A 22,974-nucleotide genomic window follows, 5' to 3' on the forward strand; every position below is an offset into this window, starting at 1 on the left:
ACGGACGTCGGGAGCGACCAATGCCAGACCGCGACTACATCTTCTACGAACTCACCAGCAGCCTCTGCGCCACCTGCCTGCGCAAAGTCGAAGCAAAAGTCATCCTGCAAGACGGCAAGGTGTTCCTGCACAAATGGTGCCCGGAGCATCGGTTTCAGAAGGTGCTCATCAGCACCGACGCCGAGTACTACAAGCTCTGCCGCCAGACGCTCAAGCCGTCGCAGGTGCCGCTGCGGTTCAACACGCCGATCAAGTACGGCTGCCCGTACGACTGCGGGCTCTGCCCGGATCACGAGCAGCATTCGTGCCTCGCGATCATCGAAGTCACCGACCAGTGCAACCTCACCTGCCCGATCTGCTACAGCGAGTCGTCGCCGCAGCGGCCGACGCATCGGTCGCTCGAACAAATCGAGTTCATGCTCGACTGCGTCGTGCGGAACGAAGGAGAGCCCGACGTCGTGCAGATCTCCGGCGGCGAGCCGACGATCCATCCGCAGTTGTGGGACATCCTCGACGCGGCCAAGCGGCGGCCGATCAAGCATCTGATGCTGAACACCAACGGCATCCGCATCGCCGGCGACGCCGACTTCGCCCGGCGGCTGAAGGACTACCAGCCCGGCTTTGAGGTCTATCTGCAGTTTGATTCGCTCCGCGCCAAACCGCTGCTTGAGCTGCGCGGGCAGGACCTGCGCGACGTCCGCCGCCGGGCGATCGACCGGCTGAATGATCTCAACCTCAGCACCAACCTGGTCGTCACGCTGAAGAAGGGCCTGAACGACGACGAGATCGGCGAGATTCTCGATTACGCCGTCGCGCAGCGGTGCGTGCGCGGCGTGACGTTCCAGCCGATCCAGTCCGCCGGGCGGCTGGAGCAGTTCGACCCCGCTACCGACCGCCTGACGCTCGGCGAAGTGCGGCAGCAGATCCTCCGGCAGTCGTCGCTGTTCCGCCCGCAGGATGTGATCCCAGTGCCGTGCCACCCGGATTGCCTCGCAATGGCGTACGCGCTGAAGTGGAACGGGCAGGTGCTGCCGATCAGCGGCGAAGTAGACCCGAGCATCTTCCTGCAGACCGAAGGCAGCACGATCGTTTACGAACGAAACCCGGCGCTGAAGGAACGGCTTTATACGATGTTCGCCAACTGCGGCTGCGAACCGCCGGCCGAGGGATCGCCGACCAATGGCGTATCACTCAAGCAGTTGCTCTGCTGCCTGCCGACGGTGCCGCTGCCCGACTCGGTCGGCTACGAGAACCTGTTCCGCGTGATCATCATGCAGTTTCTCGACCCCCATAACTTCGATGTGCGCAGCGTGAAGAAGAGCTGCGTCCATATCGTCCACACCGACGGGCGGATCATCCCGTTCGATACGTTCAACCTGTTTTATCGGGACGGCAGGGAGCGCGTGCTGGAGGAGCTGCGCTCGGGCCGAGGGGCAGAATCGCCAGAAAGGCTCGTCAGCCTTACTCGTTCGGCAGCACCGGAATACTGATGCCGCGCGGCGTGGGCGGCGCGTGCTCGACCGCCAGTTCAGGGACGTCTTCCAGGACCTCCACCATGGCGATCTCGTCGCAGCCGTCGCGCTTGGGGCAACGGACACAGTCGCTCCAGACTTTCAGCGGCAGGGTTTCCTTGTCTACCACCACGAAGCCGAGCTTTTCGAAGAAGCGCTGCTCGTACGTCAGCGACATCAGCTTGCGGATGCGAAGGCGGCGCGCCTCGTCAACCGTCCACTGCACGAGCTTGGAGCCGATGCCCTTGCCGCGCTGGCTCTGATCGACCGCCAGCGACCGCACCTCGGCCAGGTCAGCCCAGATGATGGTCAGCGCGACGCAGCCGACGACCTGCGGCCGGCCGTCGGGGCCGGCAATCTCGTAAACGCCGAAGTCACGCAGGTCTTCGTAAAGCTGCGCGAGGCTCTTGAACAACATCCGGCCGAACTCCGCGTGGGAGTTGATGATCTGCTGGATGCGGGGAACGTCAGTGATGTTGGCGGGTCGGATCATGTTGCTTTTCCGCGATCATAGCACCCCCGACACAATCCCTCGCCGGATCACGACGATGAATCAATCGGCGATTGCTGATACTTTATCGGCCAGGCGATCGAATCATCTCATACGACTTGGCGGAAGGAGTGTTCAGATGGTCCGGCGAAAAAGAGCATGGCTTCTCGCGAACGCGGCAACAGTACTGGCAACGGCAGTCGCCGCAGGCGGCACGGCGGGCGCCTCAGAAGCCCAATCCTCGACCGACGTCGCAGACAATCGGCGACTGATCGAGGAGATTCAGGGCCTCCAGGAACGCATTGCCGAACTCGAACGGCGCAGCGCGACGAACGCGAGGGATTCGCAGCCTCACGCCGACCTCGCCGACGCGCATCGCGTGGACCGCACGATTGCCGACGTAGTCGCCGACGCCGAGCGTCGCAGCCACCTGTCTCTGGAAGGGTTCACCGCCGGCTACAGCGGCGGACGATTCGTGATCCAGAGCGAGGACGGGAACTACCTTTTCAGCCCGAGCGCCCTGGTTCAGTTCCGCTATGTCGCCAATTTTGCCGACGGCGTCAGCTCCGACGGCGACGGGTCCTTTGAATCGGGCTTCGAGGTCCGCCGGCTTCGACTCATGTTCGAAGGCAACTTCGGCTCGCCAAACCTGTCCTACTTTTTCCAGTGGAATACCGGCGTCAATGGCGGCGCTTTGGTGATGGATCAGGCGTGGGTGCGCTATGCGTTCGCCGGCACACCATTCGCCGTGCGGTTCGGCGCGTACGTCAACGGCTGGGACCACGAAACGGCCGTCAACATCGGCAGGCAGTTGGCCGTCGATCGGTCCGTGGTGAACTACGTCTTCTCGACCGGCGTGACCGGCGTCGAGAACTATGTCCAGGGGATCGAGTTGCAGTATCAGGCGGTTGATGAGTGGCGGGCGAGCGTGATGCTCCACGACGGATACCTCTCGCGCAACACCAACTTTCAAAACCAGGCGGCCACCGCACCGGCGATCGGGATCGTCAATCCCGGTGGCGGCACCGCCGGCCGATTCGAATACAAGCTCGCCGGCGACTGGCGCGATTACACCGACTTCACCGCCCGCGGGACGAAAAAGGACCTGCTGGTGGTCGGCGGCGGATTCAACTTCGACACCGCCGACAACCTCAATGCCCTCATGTACACCGCCGACGTGCAATGGGAACCGTCTTCGGTGCGGGGCCTGAGCGTTTACGCGGCGTTCGTCGGGATGTCGCGCGACTTCCGATCGGTCCCCGCCGGCCAGACCGGCTCGCCCAACGACTGGGGCTTTGTCGCCCAGGCGGGGTACGCGCTTTCGCCTGCATGGGAAGTGTTCGGCCGCTACAGCTTCACGAAACTCGACGACGCCGGCCCCGGCACACTCGGCAACGCGGCACGCGTGAATGACACAATTCACGAGATTGCCGCGGGCGTGAATTACTACCTGATGGACCACGCGGCGAAGTTTTCGCTCGATGTCCTGTTCCTGCCGGAAGGGTCGCCGCTCGACATGCCCGGGATCGGGATCATCGCGCAGCCGACGGCAGACCCACAGGCGGCGATCCGGGCGCAATTTCAGTTGGCGATCTGAGCAGACAATTTCACTACAATTCCAATAGGAATAGATGCTGTATCTTGACAAATAGACCAAGGCAGGCTATTTACCTTTTATTCAGATAGGAATTAGGTATCTTAGAGGAACCCTTTTATGCCTCGGCTTCGCCTTCCCATCGTTCTCCTGTCGATCGCATTCCTGGCCGGTAGCATGGCGTGCAAGAAGGATGGCGGGGCCTCCGGCCCGTCCGCCACGCCACCCGCTGAGGTGCGGCTGGGCTACTTCGCCAACTTCACCCACGCACAGGCGGTGCTGGGCGTATCTTCGGGCGACTTCGAGAAGGCGGTCGCGCCATCCAAGTTCGGCACCAAGATTTTCAACGCCGGCCCTTCGCTGATCGAGGCCCTTTTTGCCGGCGAGATCGACATTGGCTACATCGGCCCTGGTCCTGCTCTCAACGGCTATGCCAAGAGCAAGGGGACGAAGGTTCGGATCATCGCCGGCGCGGCGAGCAACGGCGTGCTGATCGTCGCCCGTCCTGACGCGGGGATCAACGACCTTAAAGACCTCGTCGGCAAGAAGATCGCCACTCCCCAGTTCGGCAACACCCAGGATATCGCCGCCAAGCAGTACTTCCGCGACGTTCTGAAGCAGAAAGACCTGTCCGGTGTGATGGCCGTCCCCAACGCCGAGCAGGCGTCGATGATGCTTCGCAAGCAGGTGGACGCGGCGTGGGCCCCCGAGCCCTGGGGTTCGCTGTTGATCTCCCAGGCCGGCGCCAAGCTGATCGCGGAGGAAAAGTCCCTCTGGGCCGAAGGTGCATTCGCGACGACGGTCGTTATCACCACGCCCGAGTTTCTACAGAAACATCCGGATGTGGTCGAAAAGGTATTGGGCGTTCACGTTCAGTGGACCGACAAACTAAAGGCCGACCCGACTGCTCAGTTGCCCCTGCTTGAGGCGGCACTGTTCAAACTGACGAACAAGGGTTTGCCCGCGGGCGTGCTGGCGGCATCGGTGAAGACGACCAACTTCACCGAAGACCCGCTGCCCCACACCTTCACGAAGTTCGCCCAGTGGGCTTACGACCTGGAGTTCTCGAAGGAGAAGACCGATCCGGCGGCGATGTTCGACACGGCGATCGTGAAGAAGGTCCGGGAAAAGGCCACCGCCGCCTCGCCGGGAAAGTGATTGCTGGCCAAGGGATCGCCGGCAAAGTGACCGGCCGACCCGATCCGTCTTCGTCGTCTTCTTGCTTCTGAAGGCCGCTGCAGCGTAACGCCATGGATGTCGAGATTCTGGAAACCGTCGGCCGCACCACCACTGTCGCTCCGCCGGCCAGTGCGCGCCCGTCCGCAGTCGGTCGCGGCGGCGAACTGGTGTTACAGGGCATCTGGAAGATGTTCGGCGAGGTCGGCACCCAAGGACGCCAGACCGCGCTCCGCGACATTCACCTGACCTGCAAACCCGGCGAGTTTGTCGTCGTGGTCGGTCCGAGCGGTTGCGGCAAAAGCACGCTGCTGAACATCGCCTCGGGCATGATCCGCCAGGACGCCGGCGGGGTTCTGCTCGACGGCGTACCCAAGAGCGTGCCCGGCCCCGACCGGGCGATGGTCTTCCAGGACCACGGCCTCTTCCCCTGGCTGACGACGGCCCAGAACATCGGATTCGGCCTGAAGATGATGGGCGTGCCGCGCAGTGAGCGCGAGGACCGCGTGCAGGACGCACTGGATATGGTCCACCTCGGGCAAACCGGGCGGAAACTCGTCCACGAGCTGTCCGGCGGCATGCGGCAGCGCGTCGCGATCGCCCGGGCGCTGGTTATGGACCCCAAGGTCCTGCTGATGGACGAACCGTTCGCCGCCCTTGATGCCCAGACCCGAACACTGCTGCACGAGCAGTTGCAGGAAATATGGTTGCGCACCAGCAAGACAATTCTGTTTGTGACGCACTCCGTCGGCGAAGCCGTTCGCCTGGCCGACCGCATCATCGTTCTGCATGCCCACCCGGGCCGCATCCGACGGGAGATTCCCATTGAACTCGGTCACCCCCGAAACTTCGACCACCCCGACCTTGCCGGTCTCGTCCACCTCGTCCGACGCGAAATTGAAGAAGAGGTCAACCGTATCAACGCGGAAGCAGGCGATCCGTGGAAGCCTCAAACGCCTGACGATCTGGATGCTGCTTATCGCAACCTGGGAGGCGGGATATAGGCTCATCGGGTGGAACACGCTCGTGTTCCCCGCACCCAGCCAGGTGCTCGACGGCATGCTGAGCCTGATGTCGGTCGAAACCCGGTTCGGCGACCCCCTGCGTGCCAACTGGCCCTGGCCGGTTAGCGAGACCCGCCCGTTTACCGGGGCGTGGTACGAAATCCCGCTGATCGAAGCCGTCCTTTCCAGCCTTGCCCGGCTCACCGTCGGGTTCACGATCAGCATTGCCATCGGCGGACTGATCGGGGCGGCCTGCTGGCGCTACAAGTGGTTCGATGAATTCATCGGGCCCGTTCTGCTCGGCGTTCAAACGCTGCCCAGCGTGTGTTGGGTGCCGCTGGCGATCCTCATCATGGGGTTCAAGGAATCCGGCATCCTTTTCGTTCTGGTGATCGGCAGCTTCTCGGCGATCGCGATTTCATTACGCGACGGGCTTCGGGCGATCCCCCCGCTCTATCAGCAGGCCGGCCGCATGATGGGCGCCAACGGACTGAAGCTCTATCGCCACGTCCTGCTCCCGGCGTCGCTCCCGGCGCTGGCAACCAGCCTGCGTCAGGGGTTCAGCTTCGCCTGGCGGTCGCTCATGGGTGGCGAGCTGATCCTGAGCCTCTCGCCCCACGGCCTGGGTCATCGGCTGGAAATTGCCCGCAACCTCTCGGCGGTCGAAACGGTGGTCGGCCTTCTGATCGTGATGATCATGATTGGCATGCTGGCCGACCGGCTGGTCTTCGCGCAGATCCAGAAGCGCGTCTCCAAGCGGTTCGGATTCGCGGCTGCGGGAGAATGACCTGCACCCGCGTAGGAGCTTCTACGCCGGTGCCGATTAGCGGTCGCACCGAAGGTGCACTCCTCGGCACTTCCCTGCTGATCCTGCTCCCCATCAATCGCGACCCGAGTGCACCTTCGGTGCGACCGCTAATCGGCGCGATGGGACACGGCGGGGACAAGCGAACCTTCGGTTCTGCCGCTAAAAAGGTGACACTCATTTCGCGAGCGTCGCGACCAGTCGCCAGACCAGGTGCGGGCTCAGCGGACGCTGCTGGGTGGTGTTGAACTCGTCCACCAGCTTGTCGAAGCGTTCGGTGTAGGGGAGCCGGTCGCGCTTGCCAATGTCTTCGCCGAGCATGTCGCGAAGCCGCTGCTTGTCTTCAGGCGACACTTCCGGCGGACGGCTCCGGGCCTCACCCAGCTTCGGGAGCTTGCCGCCCTTTCGAAGGTTCAGCAGTTGACGCCATACCTCCTGCCGCGTGGGCGATGGGTCGAGTTGGCTTGTGTAATCCTTGTAGAGCGTCTCAAAATGCGGCGTGTAGGGCAGATCGTCGGCGGTCCGGCCGAGCGCTTCGTACGCTTTGATCAGCGCGTCAGGCTTGCCTCGCGACTTGGTGTCGGCTTCCACCCCCGCAAACAGCGCCCCGGGTGCCTTGGCGTCCTCCGCGACGGCCTTGCCGGCCGACTGCTCGGTGGTGCGATCGATGATCAGCAGGACCGTTCCAAAAGGGTCGCGCACCGTGGCCCGATAGCCACGCGCGGCCTGCTTGGGCGCGGAAATGAAATGCAGCTTCAGCTCGGCTCGCCGGGCGAAGAGGTCGCGTACGTCGTCGACCAGGTAGTAGGTGGCTTCGGCAGGAAGGTCCGGATCGGTGTGCAGCAGCAGTTCGGAGCCTTCGTCCCCGAGTTTGAAGGTCGCCAGCCGACCGTCCTGCTGGATCAGCGTCATCCCCATGACATCACGGTAGTAGGCAACCGCCGCCGGCAGACCAGGCACACGAATGAAGATTCGGTCGATTCGGCGGAGCATAATGCGGTGTCACTGGTCACTGGTCATTTGTCATTTGTCACTGGTCACTGGTCACTGGTCACTGGCTGACTATCACGAAGCGCAAGTGACGCCGTGCTGCCGCGTGTGACAAGTGACAAGTGACAAGTGACAAAGAACGATCACGGTGCCGGATACTTGGCCGTTTTACCCGCGATCACGCCGACCACGTCTTTCACCACCCAGCTCATGTTCTCCAGCGCGGTGTACGTCCGGGCTGCCAGATGCGGGGTCAGCAGGACGTTGGGAATGCCGAGCAATGGAAAATCGGGCTTGGGCGGTTCGGGGTGGAACACATCGATCGCGGCACCGGCGAGCCTGCCGCCGAGGATCGCATCGGCGACGGCGGCGGCATCGAGCACTTCGCCGCGGCTGGTGTTGATGACAATCGCGTCGGACTTCATCATCGCCAGTTGTTCGCGGCCGACGAGATTCTCGTTTCCCGGCAACATCGTCACGTGAATGCTCAGGATGTCCGCCTCGCGATACAGCGTGGCCTTGTCCACCGCGGTCGCTGGGAAGGTCGGCGGGTTGCCGGTCGCGTTGAAGTCGATCACGTCGTTGTAGATCACGCGCATGTCGAACCCGCCGGTGGCGATGTGCCCGACACGCCGGCCGACGCGGCCCATTCCGAGGATGCCGATCGTCAGTTCGTTCAACTGCCGGCCGCGGACGGTGTTGCGGATACGCTTGAACTCCTTCGGCTCGTAAGCGGCGTCGCGGAAAAAGTTCCAGGGTCGCAGCAACTGCAACGCATAGCCGAAAACGAAATCTCCGACGGCAAGCGTGTTTGCGTCGGGCGTGTAGACCACTTCCACGCCCCGTCGGCGGCACGCCGCGACATCGATGTTCTCCAGGCCGACCCCGCCACGGCCGACCACCTTCAGCTTCGGGGCCCGCGCCAGCAGCGCGTCATCCACCCGTGTGTAGGTTCGAACGACAAGACCCTCGGCATCGGCGATGTGAGCTGCAAACTCAGGCTCGTCGGCACCAGCCTCGATGACATGAACATTGTCCCGAAGCCACTGGAGGGGTGTCGGATCGGAGCCTTCGGTGACGATGACTTTGGGTCGGGTAAGTGAGGGCATAGTGTTCGGGAATGCGCCGCCTTCGCGGCCGGTTGGGGGTCGATCAGCGGCCCTGGGGGGCGTCGGGCTCCGCAGATGGTGCCGTCGCGGCAGCAGGCTGTGTCGCCGAGGGGATCTGAACCTGCAGAAGCGCGCCGCCGCCGTTACCGACGTACAGCCGTTCGCGGATCACCTCTCGGTCGTCGCGACGTCCGACCACGGCGTACACGCCGTGTTCGACAAGGACGACCAGTTGATACTTGTTCGCCGCCGACATGCGGTCGTGAAAGACGGGGTCGCCGTCGGCATTGGAGACGACCACATTCACGCCTTCGCAATTCGCATCGCCCCGGATGAACAGTGCGGCATTCGGAAACTGCACGTGCATCCAGCGCCAGCCGACCAGCACGACCCCAACAACAATCAACACGATCGTGCCAGCGACCGCCACGCGCGCCAGCCATGGCGGCATCGTCTGTGGCTCGAGGGGTTGCGGGGTTTCCTGTTCATTGGCCATGCGTGCCGGTCCATTATTCTGAATCGCCTGGTAACCGCAAACGGGAGGCGCGATCCTAATCGCCCCACATTGCCCCACGCGGTGCGGCGGTCGCATGGCGTCGCTACCGCCGCAGCGTGCCCGCCGGTGCGCCCAAAGCGCGTCCGGTATCGATCCCATGGAATGTTGCGACCGATTGAACGACTATAGGTATCGTGCAAAGCTCATTGACCATCCCGCCCTGCTCCAATCCGACATCCGATACGCCCGCCCCCGGCCACCACGCAACGCTGCACCTTCCTGTCGAAGGCATGGTCTCTCCCCGCAGCGAGCAGGCGATCGAGGCGGCGTTGTCACGCCTGCCGGGCGTCACGGGAAATGCGTCTTACGCGAGCAAATGTGTAACGGTCGAGTTCGATCGCAGGAACTGCGCGATCGCCGATATCGTCGAGCGGCTCGACTCCCTGGGGCTGCGCGTTCTCTCCAAGGAACAGGCCGCTGCACGGCAGCAGGAGCCCAACGCAGATGAACCCGTGCCGCCCCGCGGCTTTGCAAAGCGAATGGTCGCCCGGCTCTGGGCCCACCCGAAGCTCACGCTCTCCGGCATCGGCGCGATCTGCCTCGCGGGGGCATGGATCACGCACCTGGCCGGCGGACCGACCGCGCTGCGCATCGCGCTCTCGCTGGCGTGCTACCTGCTCTGCGGGTGGCACACCGCCCGCAACACCTTCCAGACGCTGCGGCTGCTGCGGTTCGATATCGACGTGCTGATGTTCGTTGCCGCGATCGGGGCGGCGGTGATCGGGCACTACGAAGAAGGGGGCATGCTCCTCCTGCTGTTTGCCCTGGGAAACGCCGGCGAAGAAATGGCGATGGACAAGGCCCGCCGCGCCATTCATGCCCTGGCGAAGCTGGCCCCGGAAACAGCCACCCGCCGGGATGCCTCGGGCGTCGATCAACTGGTGAAGGTTGAAGAACTCCGTGTCGGCGACCGTGTCGTCGTCCGCCCGTTCGACCGTGTACCGGCAGACGGCGTCGTGCTGGAAGGGTCCAGCAGCATCGACCAGGCACCCATCACCGGGGAATCGGTCCCGGTGGATAAGGCGATCGACTCGCCGGTGTTCGCCGGAACGATCAACGGCGAGGGCCTGCTGGTCGTCGCCGTCGGCAAACTCTCATCGGAGACGACGCTCGCCAAGGTTGTCCGACTGGTGAGCGAGGCGCAGGCGACCAAAAGCCCGACGCAGCTCTTTACGGCCAAGATCGAGTACTACTACGTGCCGCTGGTGCTCGTCGCGACGACACTGCTGATCTTCATCCCCCCGCTCGCCGCGGGCGCCAGCTGGGCGACATGGTTCTATCGCGCGATGGCGTTCCTGACCGCCGCGTCGCCCTGTGCGCTGGCGATCGGTACACCGGCGACCGTGCTTAGCGGCATCGCCCGGTCGGCGCGGATCGGCGTATTGATCAAGGGGGGCGTTCACCTGGAAAACCTCAGCCGGGTCCGCGCCATCGCGCTGGACAAAACCGGCACACTCACCCGCGGTCACCCCGCGGTAACCGATGTTGTCCCCGTCGGGCAGGCCGCAATGACCGCAGACGCCTTGCTGTCGCTCGCGGCGGCGGTCGAAAAATCGAGCAGCCATCCGCTGGCCCGGGCGATCGTGGATGAAGCGACCGCCCGAAAGCTCCAGGTTCCCCCGGCCGACAACGTCGAGCAGATTCCCGCCCGCGGCATGACCGCGCTCGTCAATGGCGTGGCAACCCGGGTGGGAAAGCCGGCGTGGGTGTATGAATCGGCCGCCCCCGACGCCGACCTGGCACGGCTGATCAAGGAAGGCAAGTCGATCGTGGCGGTCGGCGCGGGCGGTGCCGCCGTCGGGCTGATTGCCCTGGCCGACGAACCGCGAACCAGCGCCGCCGAGGCCGTCCGGCGTCTGAAGTCGCTCGGCATCGCCCGCGTCATCATGCTGACGGGCGACAACGAGACGGTCGCCAACGCCGTCGGGAAGGCCGTCGGCATCGACGAGATCCATGCCGCGCTTCTGCCCGAAGACAAGAGCCGCCTGATCAACGAACTCCAGGCGCGGTACGGCCCGATCGCCATGATCGGCGACGGTGTCAACGATGCCCCGGCGATGGCGCTGGCGAGTATCGGCGTGGCGATGGGCGGGGCTGGGACCGATGTCGCCCTCGAAGCCGCCGACATCGCACTCATGGGCGACGACCTGCTCCGCCTGCCCGATGCGATCGGCCTTTCACTGGCGAGCCGGCGCATCATCAATCAGAACCTGGTCATCGCGCTGGGCGTGATCGCCGTCGTCGCCCCGATCGCCGCGATGGGCCTCACACCACTCGGTGTGGCCGTGCTGCTTCACGAGGGTTCGACGATCGTGGTCGTGCTGAACGCGCTGCGGCTGCTGAGGTGGAAACCCGACGACAAGAAGTCAAAATGAACGCCAAGACGCCGAGTTGCGAAGGACACAATCCAAGGCAACTCTTTGCGTCTCGGCGTCTCGGCGTTCAATCCTGCCACCGAATGAAGGTCTCATCATCTCGCCGCTTATTTCGCCGGCTTGACGACCAGGTCCTTGACGTACACCTTGCCCTTGGCCATGCCCAGCACGAACCCGACGCGGTTCTTCATCGCGACGGTTTCGGTCGCGGTAAACTTCGCCTCGTATTCCTTCCATTCCTTGCCGAGGGTCACTTCCTCGTCGAGCCCGACCAGGTGCCAGTCTTCCTGGTCGATCCCCGCCTGCACGCGGACCGCGCGCTCGACATCCGACTTGGCCTTGAAGGTGACGACGTACTCGGTGTTGTCCTTCAGCTCGACCGGCGTCTGGAACGCCTGCACGTGCCAGTCGGTGCCGTCGTCCTTGGTGACGTCGAACACGATTGCGCCGTCGGCGGCGCTGATTGCGGCCTTGGCTTCCTCGTGCTGTTCGAGCCGCCAGTTCTTCACCTCGGCCGTCGGCTTGAGAACGTTCTTCGCATCGGCCGCAGGTTTGGCATCGGCGGCAAACAGGGCGGCCGACAATGCCAGACACGAAAACAGTGAGATCGCGCGAATCATGGGTTCCTCCGAGAAATGCGAATGTCGCGGCGGCACGCCACGACGATAACTACCGCTCGATCTTATTGGATCAGACTTCGCCGGGCCATGCACACAATTGGCACCCTAGGCCACTTCCGCCGGACATCGGTCATGGCAGCAGCAACGAGGTTGTGCTACGATCCCGCGGACATGAGTCTGACCCACGACAACCTCCCCGTTGCGATCGAAAACCTTTCGGCCCGGATCATTGCGATCCGGGACTCTCTTTGAGTTGCCTGCAAAACAGGCTCGCAAAAAAGAACTTGAAGACAAGATGAACGCCACCGACTTCTGGGACAACCAGGAGACGGCCAAAGGCATCGTCACGGAGTTGAAGGGCCTTAAAGCCCTGATCGACCCGATCGAGTCCGCGCTGCGCGACCTCGACGATGTCCGCGCGCTCTACGAACTCGGCAGCGAGGCCGGCGATCAGGATTCGCTCGTCGAAGCCGACCAGCTGCTTACCAAGCTCGAAGCCCGCGGCGAGAAGATCGAACTGCAATCGCTGCTCGACGGGAAGAACGACGCCCGGAACTGCTTCTTCACCATCCAGGCCGGCGCCGGCGGCACCGAAGCCCAGGACTGGGCCGAGATGCTGCTGCGGATGTACCTGTACTTCTTCGAACGCCGAGGCTGGGACGTGTCGGAACTCGACCGCCAGTACGGCGAGCAGGCGGGCATCAAGAGTGTCACCCTGCACGTGAAGGGGCTGTACGCGTTCGGCTATCTGCGGGTCGAGGCCGGCGTTCATCGCCTGGTCCGGCCGTCGCCGTTCAACGCCCAGGGCAAACGCCAGACGAGCTTTGCCGCCGTCAACGTGGTCCCCGAGTTTGACGCGGCCGGCGACGGCGAAATCCCTGAAGGCGACTTGGACATCATGGCGTTCGTTCGGGCCAGCGGCCCGGGCGGGCAGAACGTGAACAAGGTCGCATCGGCCGTCCGCATTACGCACATCCCGACCGGCCTGGTCGTCACCTGCTCGGTCGAGCGCAGCCAGCAGCAGAACAAGCGGCTGGCGATCAGCATCCTGCAGAGCAAGATCGAGGCGTTGGAACTCGCGAAGCGCGACGCCGAGATGAAGGAAGCTGTCGGCGATCCCAAGGGCGCTTCGTGGGGCAACCAGATCCGCAATTACGTGCTCGACGACCGCCGGGTGAAGGACGTCCGCACCGGCGTCGAAACCAGCAACGTCGAGAGCGTACTCGACCGCGGCGAACTCGACGATTTTGTGGACGCCGAGCTGCGTCGTCGCAAGCTGACCAAGAAGTAAGCCGATTCAACCCACCGCCGTTTAGGGGTCGCACCGCAGGTGCACGTCTCGCCGACTTGCGCAGCAAAAAAAGACGTGCACCTGCGGTGCGATCGCTAAACAGCAGACCTCTATTTCACATCAAAATACTGTCGAACCAGATCGCGGTACGCGGCGGGAACGCGCCCTGACTGAAGCTGTTCACGCGCGGCTTCAGCGTTGGCCGTCCAACGTTCGCTCTGCCATGGGGCGATCGCCGTCTTGACTCCAGCACTTCCGGTGGTGCCGCCGCTTGGTGTACCGGCGGTCGCTGTCGCGGTGGGGTCTGTGGTGGATGCGCCTGAACCGCCTACGCCTCCCGACGGGCGCGTCCCCGGCTGGCCGTTGTTCGAAGCGGTTTCGACTGCGGCCCCGGCAGGTTTGGTGTCGGCCGCAACGGACTTGACGGATGTTTTCGCGGAGCCGCTCCCGGTACCCGAGGTCTGCGGGTCGGCGTTGGTGTTTCCCTCGCCTTGCGGCGTGGCCGCAACGGCCGGGCTCGTCGCCGGGCGGGTTCCCGGTGCGTCGTCGTTGCCGGCCGTGCCAAGAGGGTTGCGGTCTTCACCCGGGTTGCGACCGCCGGCGGCCGGCAACAGCGGCGATTCGGGCGCCAGGACCAGCAGCGGACGCGGTGGTGATGTCTTGTTGCTCGCAGGCTGGGCGGAAAGTTGAGACGCCGCATCCCCGCGCCGGGCGGATGTCGTGAGCAGGGCAAAGGTGAGTGCGGCCGCCGCCGACAGGCTGATGCCGCCCCAGGCCCGCGCGCCGAATCGCCTAAGCACCACCGCGGATGCCGACAACTCGCCACTACGGCGCTCGGCGATGCGCAGTACAGCCGCGGCAAAGGAGTCGGTCGGGTCGGCGTGGGCGAGCGAGGCGGCGGTGGCGAACAGGTCGTCGGTATCGAGCTGACGATCAGCCCGGATTGCCACCGCGATCGTCGACGGGCGACGCAAGAGACCCCACAGCAAGCCGCAGAGCGCCCCCACGCCCAGCGCCGCAAGGCTCACGGCGAGACTGGGACGGCCTTCATTCCAAAGCAGCGCTGACACCGCGATCGCCACCGCCGCGCCGCCCAGCAGACCGATCCCCGCGGTCTCTGCGAAGCGCAACGCTTTGCCGCGACGATCGAGCGATCGGAGCAGGCGGTCGAGACTGGGGGTTGGCTCGAACATGGGTGGATGGCTGCGTGCCGGTCAGCGAAAGGCGTGCACCTGCGGTGCGACCGCTAAACGTGGGCATACGAAGGCTATACGAGTTTCGGCCGGAGTGCCTGAAGGTGTGCAAATCTCGACCACCAGGACAACGCGGGAGGTCCGATTACTCGCAGTCGCCGTCCCGCAGCAGGCAGAGGCGTTCGCGGAGTTCGTTGACGGTCTGGCGGACGTCGTCCAGATGGGGGTTGATCGCCAGCGCCTTCTCGTAGCATTTGAGGGCGGGGACCAGTCGTCCGTCGTGGGCGTGGCAATGGCCGAGGCCGGCCAGCGCGCCGAAATGGAAGGGCATCAGTTCGACCGCCTTGCGGCAATCGCCGACGCAGTCTTCGAATCGTTCCAGGAGGAAGTTGGCGATCGCCCGCTGGTTGTAGGCCTCGGCGAACTGGGGGTCGAGTTCGATCGCACGGCTGAAGTGTTCGATCGCGTGTTCGGTATCGCCGCGACCCAGGGCGCGGGTACCGCGGCAGACCTGGTGGTTGGCATCGGGCGTGCCGGAGCGAAACCAGACCGACCACATCGCGTGCTCGGCCATTTGCGCGACTACGGGGTCTTCATCGCCTAGCAAAGGGACGAGCTTCGTCAAGCAGCATTTGGCACCGACCAGCCCGAATGCCAGTGCGGCCACTTTTCGCGCGTCGCAGTCGGCAGAGGCGAACAGGTCGGCGATCTGCTTGTGATCCCACCGCGCCTGGATCATGTCGACCATGCCCGACAAATCCTGCCCGCGCAAGTACGGTTTAATGGCGGAAACGAAGTCGGTGGGGTTGATGTGGGCGGAAGTAGGCACGTCGGTGGAAGTCTATGCGTCCGGAAGGTTCGTTTCCGCCAGTACGACAGGGAAATGTGCTTTACTGACCCTGTCCGGCTTAAAACAAGACGGAAAGTATCGGCTATCAGGTTCACGGGCCTCGGTACCCGCCACCTGGCTTACGGTTATTCCGGATATCTGCGGTCGGGTCGCCCGACGCCTGGGCGGCAGCGGCGGCCTCTGGCGTGAACGGACTGGCGTAATAACCCCTGCGCTCGGTGGACGACGTGCCCAATGGCCGAGGGACGTAACCGGTTTCCAGCGTGCTGTTGCAACCCATCAACGTGAGAAATGCGATCGAGATACCCGCCGACATGCTTCGGCGGCCGGGCCAATACTTCCAAGAATCAGTTGAACGCATTGCGTCCTTTCCTCCGTTGTTGCACAGGTTCCTTCCGCTGGCGGGATTCTAGCCCCTGTCAGGCCCAGCGTCGACCACCCCGGTCGGGTTCGGCACTGTGAAGCGGGCACCCGGACTGCTACCCTCCGGCAGCCTTGACCACCGACCACGCTCAATCCCTTCGTTGCGAACTCACCGCCGAGGCCCGGCTTCTTCGCACCCGGCTCCTGGCGCGGATTCACCGCGTCTATGAAACCGTCACAGAAGATCGGCAGATCGGGGCCTCTTCCATCTCCTTTACCCGCATCAAGGACCCGGACCGGGTCTTGGACATGGTCGTCGAAGAATGCGACCGGCAGGAACGCGTCAGCGGCGTACGCCTGGAAGACCCGCAACATCTCCCCTACTGGGCCGAGCTCTGGGATTCGGCCGGCGGAGTGGGGCAGGTGCTTATCGAACAACTCACCGCGACGCCGGGCCGCAAGCCCCGGACGCTCGATCTGGGTTGCGGCATGGGCCTGACGGGGTCCATCGCCGCGGCGCTGGGCGCACCGGTGCTGATGGGCGACATCGAGACGCCAGCGCTGCTGTTCGCCCGGCTCAACAGCCTGCCCTGGGCCGATCGCGTGCGGATTCGCAAGCTCAACTGGCAGGCGGACGACCTGGGCGACCAGTTCGAGCTGATCGTCGGCGCCGACATTCTTTACGAGCGAAAACAGTGGGAATTTCTCGACGCCTTCTGGCGTCGCCACCTGGCGCCCGGCGGGTTGCTGATGCTCGGCGAACCCGGCCGACAGACCGGCGACACCTTTCTCGAATGGGCCCCGGCACGGGGCTGGCGACTGGAGCGACGCGATCTCAAGGTGCCCACCCGTGAGACGCCGGTCAGGGTATTGAGACTTTGGCGGCCCTGACCGGGTACGGTACGCTCTGGCACGTGACAACCCCGCCGGCCGATCTTTCTCCCCGCAGCCATCGCCGTTGGATCGCGTTCATCCTGTTGCTTGCCCTTGCTTTGCGCATCGGCTGGGTTCTGTCCCGCCCCGCCGACGACGCCTCGCTCGCCGGCTTGCCCGACCAGTCGGAGTATCTCGATCTGGGTCGCAACCTGCTGGAAAGCCGGGGACTTTTCTTCTACGACGCCCGATTCCGTTCCACCGTCTACGCGTACCGGATGCCGCTCTACCCGGCGATGATCGCCGCGTGCGGCGGCAGCATCCGGGCGACGCTCGTCCTGCAGGCCGTCCTTGACACCTCCAGCGTGCTCGCGGCGGCCTGCCTTGCCGCCGGGCTGCTCCCACGCCAGTGCCGCCGCAGAGGCACGTTATGGGCGTCGGCGGTGGTGGCTGCCAATCCCTTCCTGCTCTATTTCTGCGGCCTGATTCTTTCTGAAACGCTGTTCACCACACTGCTTCTCTGGGGGATGGTCTGCCTGCTGGCAGGAAGCCAGGGCGGGCACTTGGTCCCTACATCTGATGCAGGCGACCTGCGGCCCTATCGGCCTCGGGCGGGAACACTCCTGTGGCTTTTTGGCGGACTGCTGCTGGCTTTGTCGACCCTTGTTCGCCCTTCGGCGGCACCGCTGGCGGTCATCATGGGGATTGCCGCGTCGTTCGCCGTGCGACCACTGCCGCGCGAGGTTCGGGCCGCGTTTCGGCCACGCTGGCCGTTGCCGGTTGCGACGACCATGCTGCTACTGACCGTCGCGACACTCTTCCCCTGGGCCTACCGCAACCAGCAGGTCCTGGGCACCTGGGTGTGGACGACCACCAACGGCGGCGTAACCGCCTACGACGGTTTCAACCGCGACGCCACCGGCGCCAGCGATCAGTCGGTCCTGCGCGACCTGCCGCAGCTATCTGCGATGAACGAGGTCGAACGCTCAACGTATCTCTCGTCGCGGGCCACCCAATTTATCCGCGACCAGCCTTTGCGGGCACTGGAACTGGCCGCAATCAAGGCCGGCCGAACCTGGAGCCCGATCCCGCTCAGTGCCGATTATGGCAGCTGGACTTATCGATTGATCGGAATGAGTTACAGTGTCCCCTTGGACCTGCTGGCCCTGGTGGGATTGTTCGCCGCCCCGATTCGCCGGTCGGCAAAGGCGTTCTTGTTCGCGCCGGTTGTGTATTTTACGCTGGTTCACATGGCGTCGGTGGGATCACTGAGATATCGCGTTCCGGTGGAACCGCTGCTGGCGGTACTCGCCGCGGCGGGTATCGCGGCGATCAGTCTGCGACGATTCGGATGGCGGCGGGCAGGCGAGAACGATTCAGAGCCAGGGTGAGCGATAGCGCTCGTAGTAAGTTCGTCCGAAGCGGATCGCCGGTGGCGGTTCGCGGCCGCTGACATTGCACGGATGTCTCGATACTCGCTCAACCCCGACCGCCTGTTCGACCGTCGCTGGCGGGCCGGGCATCCGTTTAATCCCCGGACCGGGCGTTTCCGCCGGGTGTTGATGGCCGCGCTGCTGGCCCTGCTGTGCGGGGTGATCTGGTCGTACAGCTATGCCACCGACGCCCGCCGCGTCCGGTCGATGGCCGAGTCCTACCTGTCGGAACTGACCGGCGGCCGCGTGACCGTGGAAGGCGCCTCGCTGTCACTGTTCGAAGGCCTGCGACTGGACGGGGTCAAGGTTTACGTTGACGCCGAGTGGACGCGTGCCGACGGGCCCCCCGCCGCCGACGCCCTTCTGTTCTCCGCGCGCACAATCGTCATGCAGTACGATCCGGCGGCGGTGCTTAAAGGGGAGTTCCGCGCCGACCGGATCATCGTCGAGAAGCCGCAGGTTTACCTGTGCCACGACGTGGCCGAGAACCAGTGGAACTACAACCGGCTGGGCCGGACGCGGCGTCCGCAGCCCAAACCGCAATCGACCGAACCCGCCCCGCCGCCGGCCCTGCCGGAAATTCTGCTGCGCAACGCCCGCTTCGAGATCGCCGAGCTCCACCGGGGCGTGGCCAACACGCTCGGACACATGGCGATCGACGGGCAGTTCACGCCGCAGGCACCCAAGGACGGCAGCGACCAGAATCGGTACGGCTTCGTCATGCAGAGCCGCGGCCTGTCCGACGCACTGGGCCCGCTGGTCACCGGAACGGTCCACACATCGACCGGCCGGATCATCGCACAGCTCAAGCAGTTCGAGTTCGGCCTCGATGCCCGCGCCATGCTCCCGACCGACGTCGCGGAGTGGTGGAAACGGCACGAGCTCGGCGGGCGGATCGACGTGCCGGTCTTCGAGTACACCCCGGGCCCCAAGGGACGCGACGCCAGGTTCCGCATCGAAACCGTCCTCAACGGCGTCACGCTGACCATCCCCCCCGAGGAATGGATGAGCGCGTCGGAAGTCGTCCGCCGCGACGACACCCGCGCGGCGTTTACGGCCATGCGTTCGGCATTCGCGATCGGTGGGCTCCAGCGCGCCGCCCCGGCCGCCTCGCCGGGTGCCACGTTGCCGGTGGTGAGCGAGGCATCGAATCCGATCACGCCCGGCACGCCGGTCCTGCCCCCGAAAGCCGGCCCCGATACCGGCGACACCGGCCGATCGGCAGCCACGGGTCTGGCGGTCAACCCGGCCGACATCCTGTCGTCTCACCTGGAATCCAAGGCCGTCCAGCTCCGGCAGGTGAGCGGTCGCTTCGTGTTCACCGAGAACGGGATCGACGTCCGCAATCTTGCCGGTCGCGTCGAGAACAACCTGCTCGAAATTGACGGCCACATCGACGGCTACAACCCCGACGCGACCGTTTCCATGCGCGTCGCGTCGTCGGCAAGCGAAGACCTGCACATCCCGGAATCGCCGCGATACATCTGGTCGCTCCCCCACGCCGTGCGCGAGTTCTACACCAAGACCCGCCCCCAGGGCACCTGCCGCCTGCAGCTCGACGTGAAGCGCCCGACCGCCGGCGGCGCGATCGAAGTGGGCGGCCATGTCGAGCTGGTGGATGCATCGTTCATCTTCGACGAGTTCCCCTATCCGATCCGCCACACCAACGGCCGCATCGAACTCACCCGCGACGCCGCGAACGGCCAGGACTGGATCGTGATGAAGGGTGTTCGCGGTCGCGGCGTGCCCAACGGCCCCAACGCCGACCGCTTTCTTGCCGTCGATGGCTGGATCGGTCCGATCGGTGTCGGCACGCCCGACCCTGGCGGGTTGATCAAGGTTCGCATCGACGACATCGCCACCGAACCGGCGCTACGAGCCGCGTTTCCCGAGGACGTGCGAGAGGCGCTGGCGCTGTTCGACGCCCCCGGCAAGGGACTGCTCCCGGTCTTCCGCGGCGACGCACTGGTGGAGGTGTACAAGGACATCGGCGCGCCGGGCCTGTTTAAGGTCCGCGTCGATCTGGACATCAAGGAAGCCGACGGCATGCTCGTCGGCTTCCCCTATCCGCTCAAGCGTGTCAGTGGAAAGGTCCGTGTTCGCGAGGGATACGCCGACATCATCGACGTTCGCATCCCGCACCCCACCGCCGATGTCCGCGTCCACGGAATCGCGGCATGGAAGCTGCCTTCCAACAACTTCCCCCTGGCGCCGCCGAACCGTCGCACCGACCTAAAAGTCACCGTCCGGGGCCTGCCGATCGATGACACCCTCCTGTCGGCGCTGCCAAAGGAATCGGCCGACTGGATCGCCAAAACCGGAATCACCGGGCTCATTGACGTAGACGGCGTTCTGCTGGGCGGCATCGGCGGCGAGCCTTACGCACCTGAAGGGCAGGGACCGGCGCTTCATTACGACCTGGCGATCAAGCTTTACGACGGGAAGATTCGGCCCCGCGGATCGGACTTCGTCGTCGATCAGTTGACCGGACGGCTTCACCTGACGCCCGAGAAGCTTGATCTTCTGGAGTTGAAGGGCACGCGCGGCGGAGGTCTGCTGTCGGCGATCGGGCAGGTGGCGTGGGGCGCTTCGCCGCGGTCGTTGCTCGTTGCGACCGCGCAGAATCTCTCGCTGGACAAGGAACTTTATTCGCTGCTGCCCGCCGACGCGCAGGGTGCCTGGGATGAGATCCGACCTACGGGGACACTCGACGGCGAGATTACCTATGCCGGTTTTGTCAGCCCGGCGGAAAGCGATTCGCCGGCCACCCGGCCGTCTTCCGCCGGGGCACAGGAGCGTGTTACGGTCGTCGATCTCAACGCCCCGACGACCAGTCGCTCCACCCAGCCGACCGCGCTCATGCTGGAACTGCCGGCGACCGCAGGCCGTCCTGCCGTCAGCCGGGAGATCCCCCTCGGAACGCGCGGCGTGCTTCGCCCGCGCGACCTGTCAGCGTCGATCCGCACCGTGCCTTATCCGCTGGAAAAAGTGAGCGGCGAGGTCGCGATCAGTCCCGACCGCGTCGAGTTCCGCCAGATCGCCGCGTCGCACGGGAAGACCAAACTCACCATCAACGGCGACGGCCTGCTCGAACCCGCGCCCGTCTGGCGACTGGCGATCACCGCAACCGACCTGCCGGCCGACGCCGAGCTGCGCAAGGCGCTGCCCGACACCCTGGCGACGATGCTCGACTCGGTCAAAGCCGCCGGCACGCTGGACGTGCGGCTCGACAAGTTCGTCTACCGGTCGCGGGCGATTCCCGAAGTCGCTTCGACGACCCCTGCTATGCCCGCGACAACGCAACCGGCTGGCGGCCCGGAACTCGAAATCGTCGGGCGTATCGGCCTGACCGACGTCTCGATGGATGCCGGGGTGCAACTGGAGAAGGTCAACGGCGCGATCAATCTCGCGGCGATGATTCGCGGCAGCAGGCTCGACTCCCTCAGCGGCAGCCTCGACGTCAACTCGCTGGAGATGGGCGGCCGCCGCGTGAGCGGCCTGGCGGGCCAGTTTGCCAAGCCCGCCGATTCCCGCGACCTGTCGCTCAGCAAGATTCGCGCCACCGTCGGCGGCGGCGACCTCGCCGGGCAGGTGACCATCAGCTACCCCGACGACGGACCGGCGCGTTACGCGGTCTCCCTGTTCCTCCGCAACGCCGACATCCGCGAACTGGCCCGCGAAAACCGCGAAGACCTCTCGGGCACCTTAACGGCGAGCCTCGCGCTGGAAGGAGCGTGGGGCAAACAGAACATCCGGCGCGGCCGCGGCGACGTGGTCGTCAACGGAAAAGAGATGTACCGCATGCCGCTGATGCTCGGGCTCATGCAGGTGACGAACCTCGCCCTGCCGATCAGCAGCCCGTTCTCGAGCGGCACCGCCCGCTACAGCGTGGACGGACAGAAGGTCACCTTCGAGCGGATCGAGCTGCGGAGCAACAACGTCGTCATGAGCGGCGACGGCACCCTCGACTTCGACACCAAGCAGGTGCGGATGACGTTCGTCACCGACAACCCCGGGGCGTTCAAGATCCCCTTCCTCCAGGACCTTTGGCGCGCGCGCAGCAGGAACTTCTCCGCATTCAGGTCCGCGGCACCGTCCAGGAACCCACCATCGAAAACAAGCCGTTCGGAACCTTCACCACGTCGGTCGACGAAGTCTTCAAAGGCGACGCCCCGAAGAAGAAAAAGTAGGGTCCGCCTTGGCGGACCATTGGCCTGCGACGCGGCAAACGTCCGCCAAGGCGGACCCTACAATACCCGGATCAAATCGACTCTCGCTCAGGGCTTGGCCGCCAGCTTCAAACCGGCCACCGGCTTGCCGGCCTTATCGACCAGCCGCGCGCAGCCCTGCCAGTTGTTCGACTCGTTGATCACCTTCAGGATCACCACGTTCGTCCCCTTCTTCAGGGTTTGGCCGGACGCCTTTTCGGCGTCTTTCTCCAGCGAGCGGCCTTCGGCGAACTTGCCCAGCTCCTTGCCGTTGAGGAAAGCCTTACCCTCGTCGTTGCTGCTCCAAAGAACGGTGACGTCCTTGATCTCGTCGGGGGCGACGACATATGCGACGGCGTAGACGCCGACGTTGTCCTTGCCTTCGGCGCTCAGGAGGGCATTGAAGTCCAGGAAGTAGTCGTCGGCGCTAGCGGCCTTCCAGGCCAGTTCCGCGGTGCCCACCTTCACCTTGTCGCCGGCGTTGGGTGCCAGCGACGCTTCGCCGGGCACCAGTGGCTTGTCGATCGCTTCGC

Annotated in this window: 18 protein-coding genes; 10 read left to right on the top strand and 8 right to left on the bottom strand. The window is 64.7% G+C overall.

The genetic code is table 11. The features are described from left to right. The first annotated feature begins 20 nt into the window (after window positions 1-20). Window positions 21-1,490 carry a radical SAM protein gene (locus IPV69_RS09465; protein ID WP_206294860.1) on the top strand — a complete coding sequence of 490 codons (1,470 nt, stop codon included), beginning with the start codon at window positions 21-23 and terminating at the stop codon, window positions 1,488-1,490. Here the strand turns inward: IPV69_RS09465 and IPV69_RS09470 are convergent. Beyond that, window positions 1,462-2,004: an N-acetyltransferase gene (locus IPV69_RS09470; protein WP_206294861.1), complete on the bottom strand. Its 543-nt coding sequence runs from the start codon at window positions 2,002-2,004 to the stop codon at window positions 1,462-1,464. The genes IPV69_RS09465 and IPV69_RS09470 overlap by 29 nt on opposite strands. A 136-nt stretch (window positions 2,005-2,140) precedes the next feature. Between IPV69_RS09470 and IPV69_RS09475 the strand changes: the two genes are divergently transcribed. The 4 genes from IPV69_RS09475 to IPV69_RS09490 all read left to right on the top strand — a co-directional run bounded on the left by IPV69_RS09475 (window position 2,141) and on the right by IPV69_RS09490 (window position 6,562). Then, window positions 2,141-3,598 carry a porin family protein gene (locus IPV69_RS09475; RefSeq protein WP_206294862.1) on the top strand — a complete coding sequence of 486 codons (1,458 nt, stop codon included), beginning with the start codon at window positions 2,141-2,143 and terminating at the stop codon, window positions 3,596-3,598. Between the two features lie 117 nt (window positions 3,599-3,715). Continuing rightward, entirely contained in the window at window positions 3,716-4,753 is a 1,038-nt protein-coding gene (locus IPV69_RS09480) for an aliphatic sulfonate ABC transporter substrate-binding protein (RefSeq protein ID WP_206294863.1), read from the top strand. A gap of 92 nt (window positions 4,754-4,845) precedes the next feature. Next, a complete protein-coding gene (locus IPV69_RS09485) occupies window positions 4,846-5,775 on the top strand; it encodes an ABC transporter ATP-binding protein (protein ID WP_206294864.1) in 930 nt (309 codons plus the stop codon). Beyond that, window positions 5,741-6,562, top strand: coding sequence for an ABC transporter permease (locus IPV69_RS09490; RefSeq protein WP_206294865.1), 822 nt, complete (start codon window positions 5,741-5,743; stop codon window positions 6,560-6,562). The genes IPV69_RS09485 and IPV69_RS09490 overlap by 35 nt, the downstream gene beginning before the upstream one ends. Window positions 6,563-6,757: 195 nt before the next feature. On the opposite strand, the gene IPV69_RS09495 is transcribed toward IPV69_RS09490, so the two are convergent. The 3 genes from IPV69_RS09495 to IPV69_RS09505 form a co-directional block, all read right to left on the bottom strand. Next, window positions 6,758-7,573 carry a VOC family protein gene (locus IPV69_RS09495; RefSeq protein ID WP_206294866.1) on the bottom strand — a complete coding sequence of 272 codons (816 nt, stop codon included), beginning with the start codon at window positions 7,571-7,573 and terminating at the stop codon, window positions 6,758-6,760. Window positions 7,574-7,713: 140 nt separating this feature from the next. After that, a complete protein-coding gene (locus IPV69_RS09500; RefSeq protein ID WP_206294867.1) occupies window positions 7,714-8,679 on the bottom strand; it encodes an NAD(P)-dependent oxidoreductase in 966 nt (321 codons plus the stop codon). A 43-nt stretch (window positions 8,680-8,722) separates the two neighbouring features. Then, window positions 8,723-9,175, bottom strand: a complete 453-nt coding sequence (locus IPV69_RS09505; protein ID WP_206294868.1) for a hypothetical protein — start codon at window positions 9,173-9,175, stop codon at window positions 8,723-8,725. A 194-nt stretch (window positions 9,176-9,369) separates the two neighbouring features. Between IPV69_RS09505 and IPV69_RS09510 the strand changes: the two genes are divergently transcribed. Further along, a complete protein-coding gene (locus tag IPV69_RS09510) occupies window positions 9,370-11,610 on the top strand; it encodes a heavy metal translocating P-type ATPase (RefSeq protein WP_206294869.1) in 2,241 nt (746 codons plus the stop codon). Window positions 11,611-11,717: 107 nt separating this feature from the next. Here IPV69_RS09510 and IPV69_RS09515 read toward each other — a convergent pair whose 3' ends face one another. Continuing rightward, window positions 11,718-12,230 carry a carbohydrate binding domain-containing protein gene (locus tag IPV69_RS09515; RefSeq protein ID WP_206294870.1) on the bottom strand — a complete coding sequence of 171 codons (513 nt, stop codon included), beginning with the start codon at window positions 12,228-12,230 and terminating at the stop codon, window positions 11,718-11,720. Between the two features lie 171 nt (window positions 12,231-12,401). Here IPV69_RS09515 and prfB point away from each other — a divergent pair. Further along, a protein-coding gene (gene prfB, locus IPV69_RS09520; protein WP_390884387.1) for a peptide chain release factor 2 occupies window positions 12,402-13,521 on the top strand; the annotation gives its coding sequence in 2 pieces (ribosomal slippage) (window positions 12,402-12,479 and window positions 12,481-13,521; 1,119 coding nt in all). Window positions 13,522-13,631: 110 nt separating this feature from the next. Here prfB and IPV69_RS09525 read toward each other — a convergent pair. From IPV69_RS09525 to IPV69_RS09535, 3 genes are all read right to left on the bottom strand, one after another. Further along, complete coding sequence (locus IPV69_RS09525) at window positions 13,632-14,714, bottom strand: hypothetical protein (protein WP_206294872.1); 1,083 nt, start codon at window positions 14,712-14,714, stop codon at window positions 13,632-13,634. A gap of 145 nt (window positions 14,715-14,859) precedes the next feature. Continuing rightward, window positions 14,860-15,543 (bottom strand): tetratricopeptide repeat protein, encoded by a 684-nt coding sequence (locus IPV69_RS09530; RefSeq protein WP_206294873.1) that lies wholly within the window; start codon window positions 15,541-15,543, stop codon window positions 14,860-14,862. A 112-nt stretch (window positions 15,544-15,655) separates the two neighbouring features. Next, on the bottom strand, window positions 15,656-15,925 hold the full coding sequence (locus IPV69_RS09535) for a hypothetical protein (protein WP_206294874.1): 270 nt from the start codon (window positions 15,923-15,925) through the stop codon (window positions 15,656-15,658). A gap of 134 nt (window positions 15,926-16,059) precedes the next feature. Here IPV69_RS09535 and IPV69_RS09540 point away from each other — a divergent pair, with 134 nt between their 5' ends. From IPV69_RS09540 to IPV69_RS09550, 3 genes are all read left to right on the top strand, one after another. Continuing rightward, on the top strand, window positions 16,060-16,818 hold the full coding sequence (locus IPV69_RS09540) for a class I SAM-dependent methyltransferase (RefSeq protein WP_206294875.1): 759 nt from the start codon (window positions 16,060-16,062) through the stop codon (window positions 16,816-16,818). Next, window positions 16,806-18,191 (top strand): hypothetical protein, encoded by a 1,386-nt coding sequence (locus tag IPV69_RS09545; protein WP_206294876.1) that lies wholly within the window; start codon window positions 16,806-16,808, stop codon window positions 18,189-18,191. Before IPV69_RS09540 ends, IPV69_RS09545 begins: the two co-directional genes overlap by 13 nt. 72 nt (window positions 18,192-18,263) lie before the next feature. Further along, complete coding sequence (locus IPV69_RS09550) at window positions 18,264-22,802, top strand: hypothetical protein (protein ID WP_206294877.1); 4,539 nt, start codon at window positions 18,264-18,266, stop codon at window positions 22,800-22,802. The last annotated feature ends 172 nt before the right edge of the window (window positions 22,803-22,974 follow it).

Origin of the sequence: Humisphaera borealis, assembly GCF_015169395.1 — a bacterium.
In the GTDB taxonomy this organism is placed as follows: domain Bacteria; phylum Planctomycetota; class Phycisphaerae; order Tepidisphaerales; family Tepidisphaeraceae; genus Humisphaera; species Humisphaera borealis.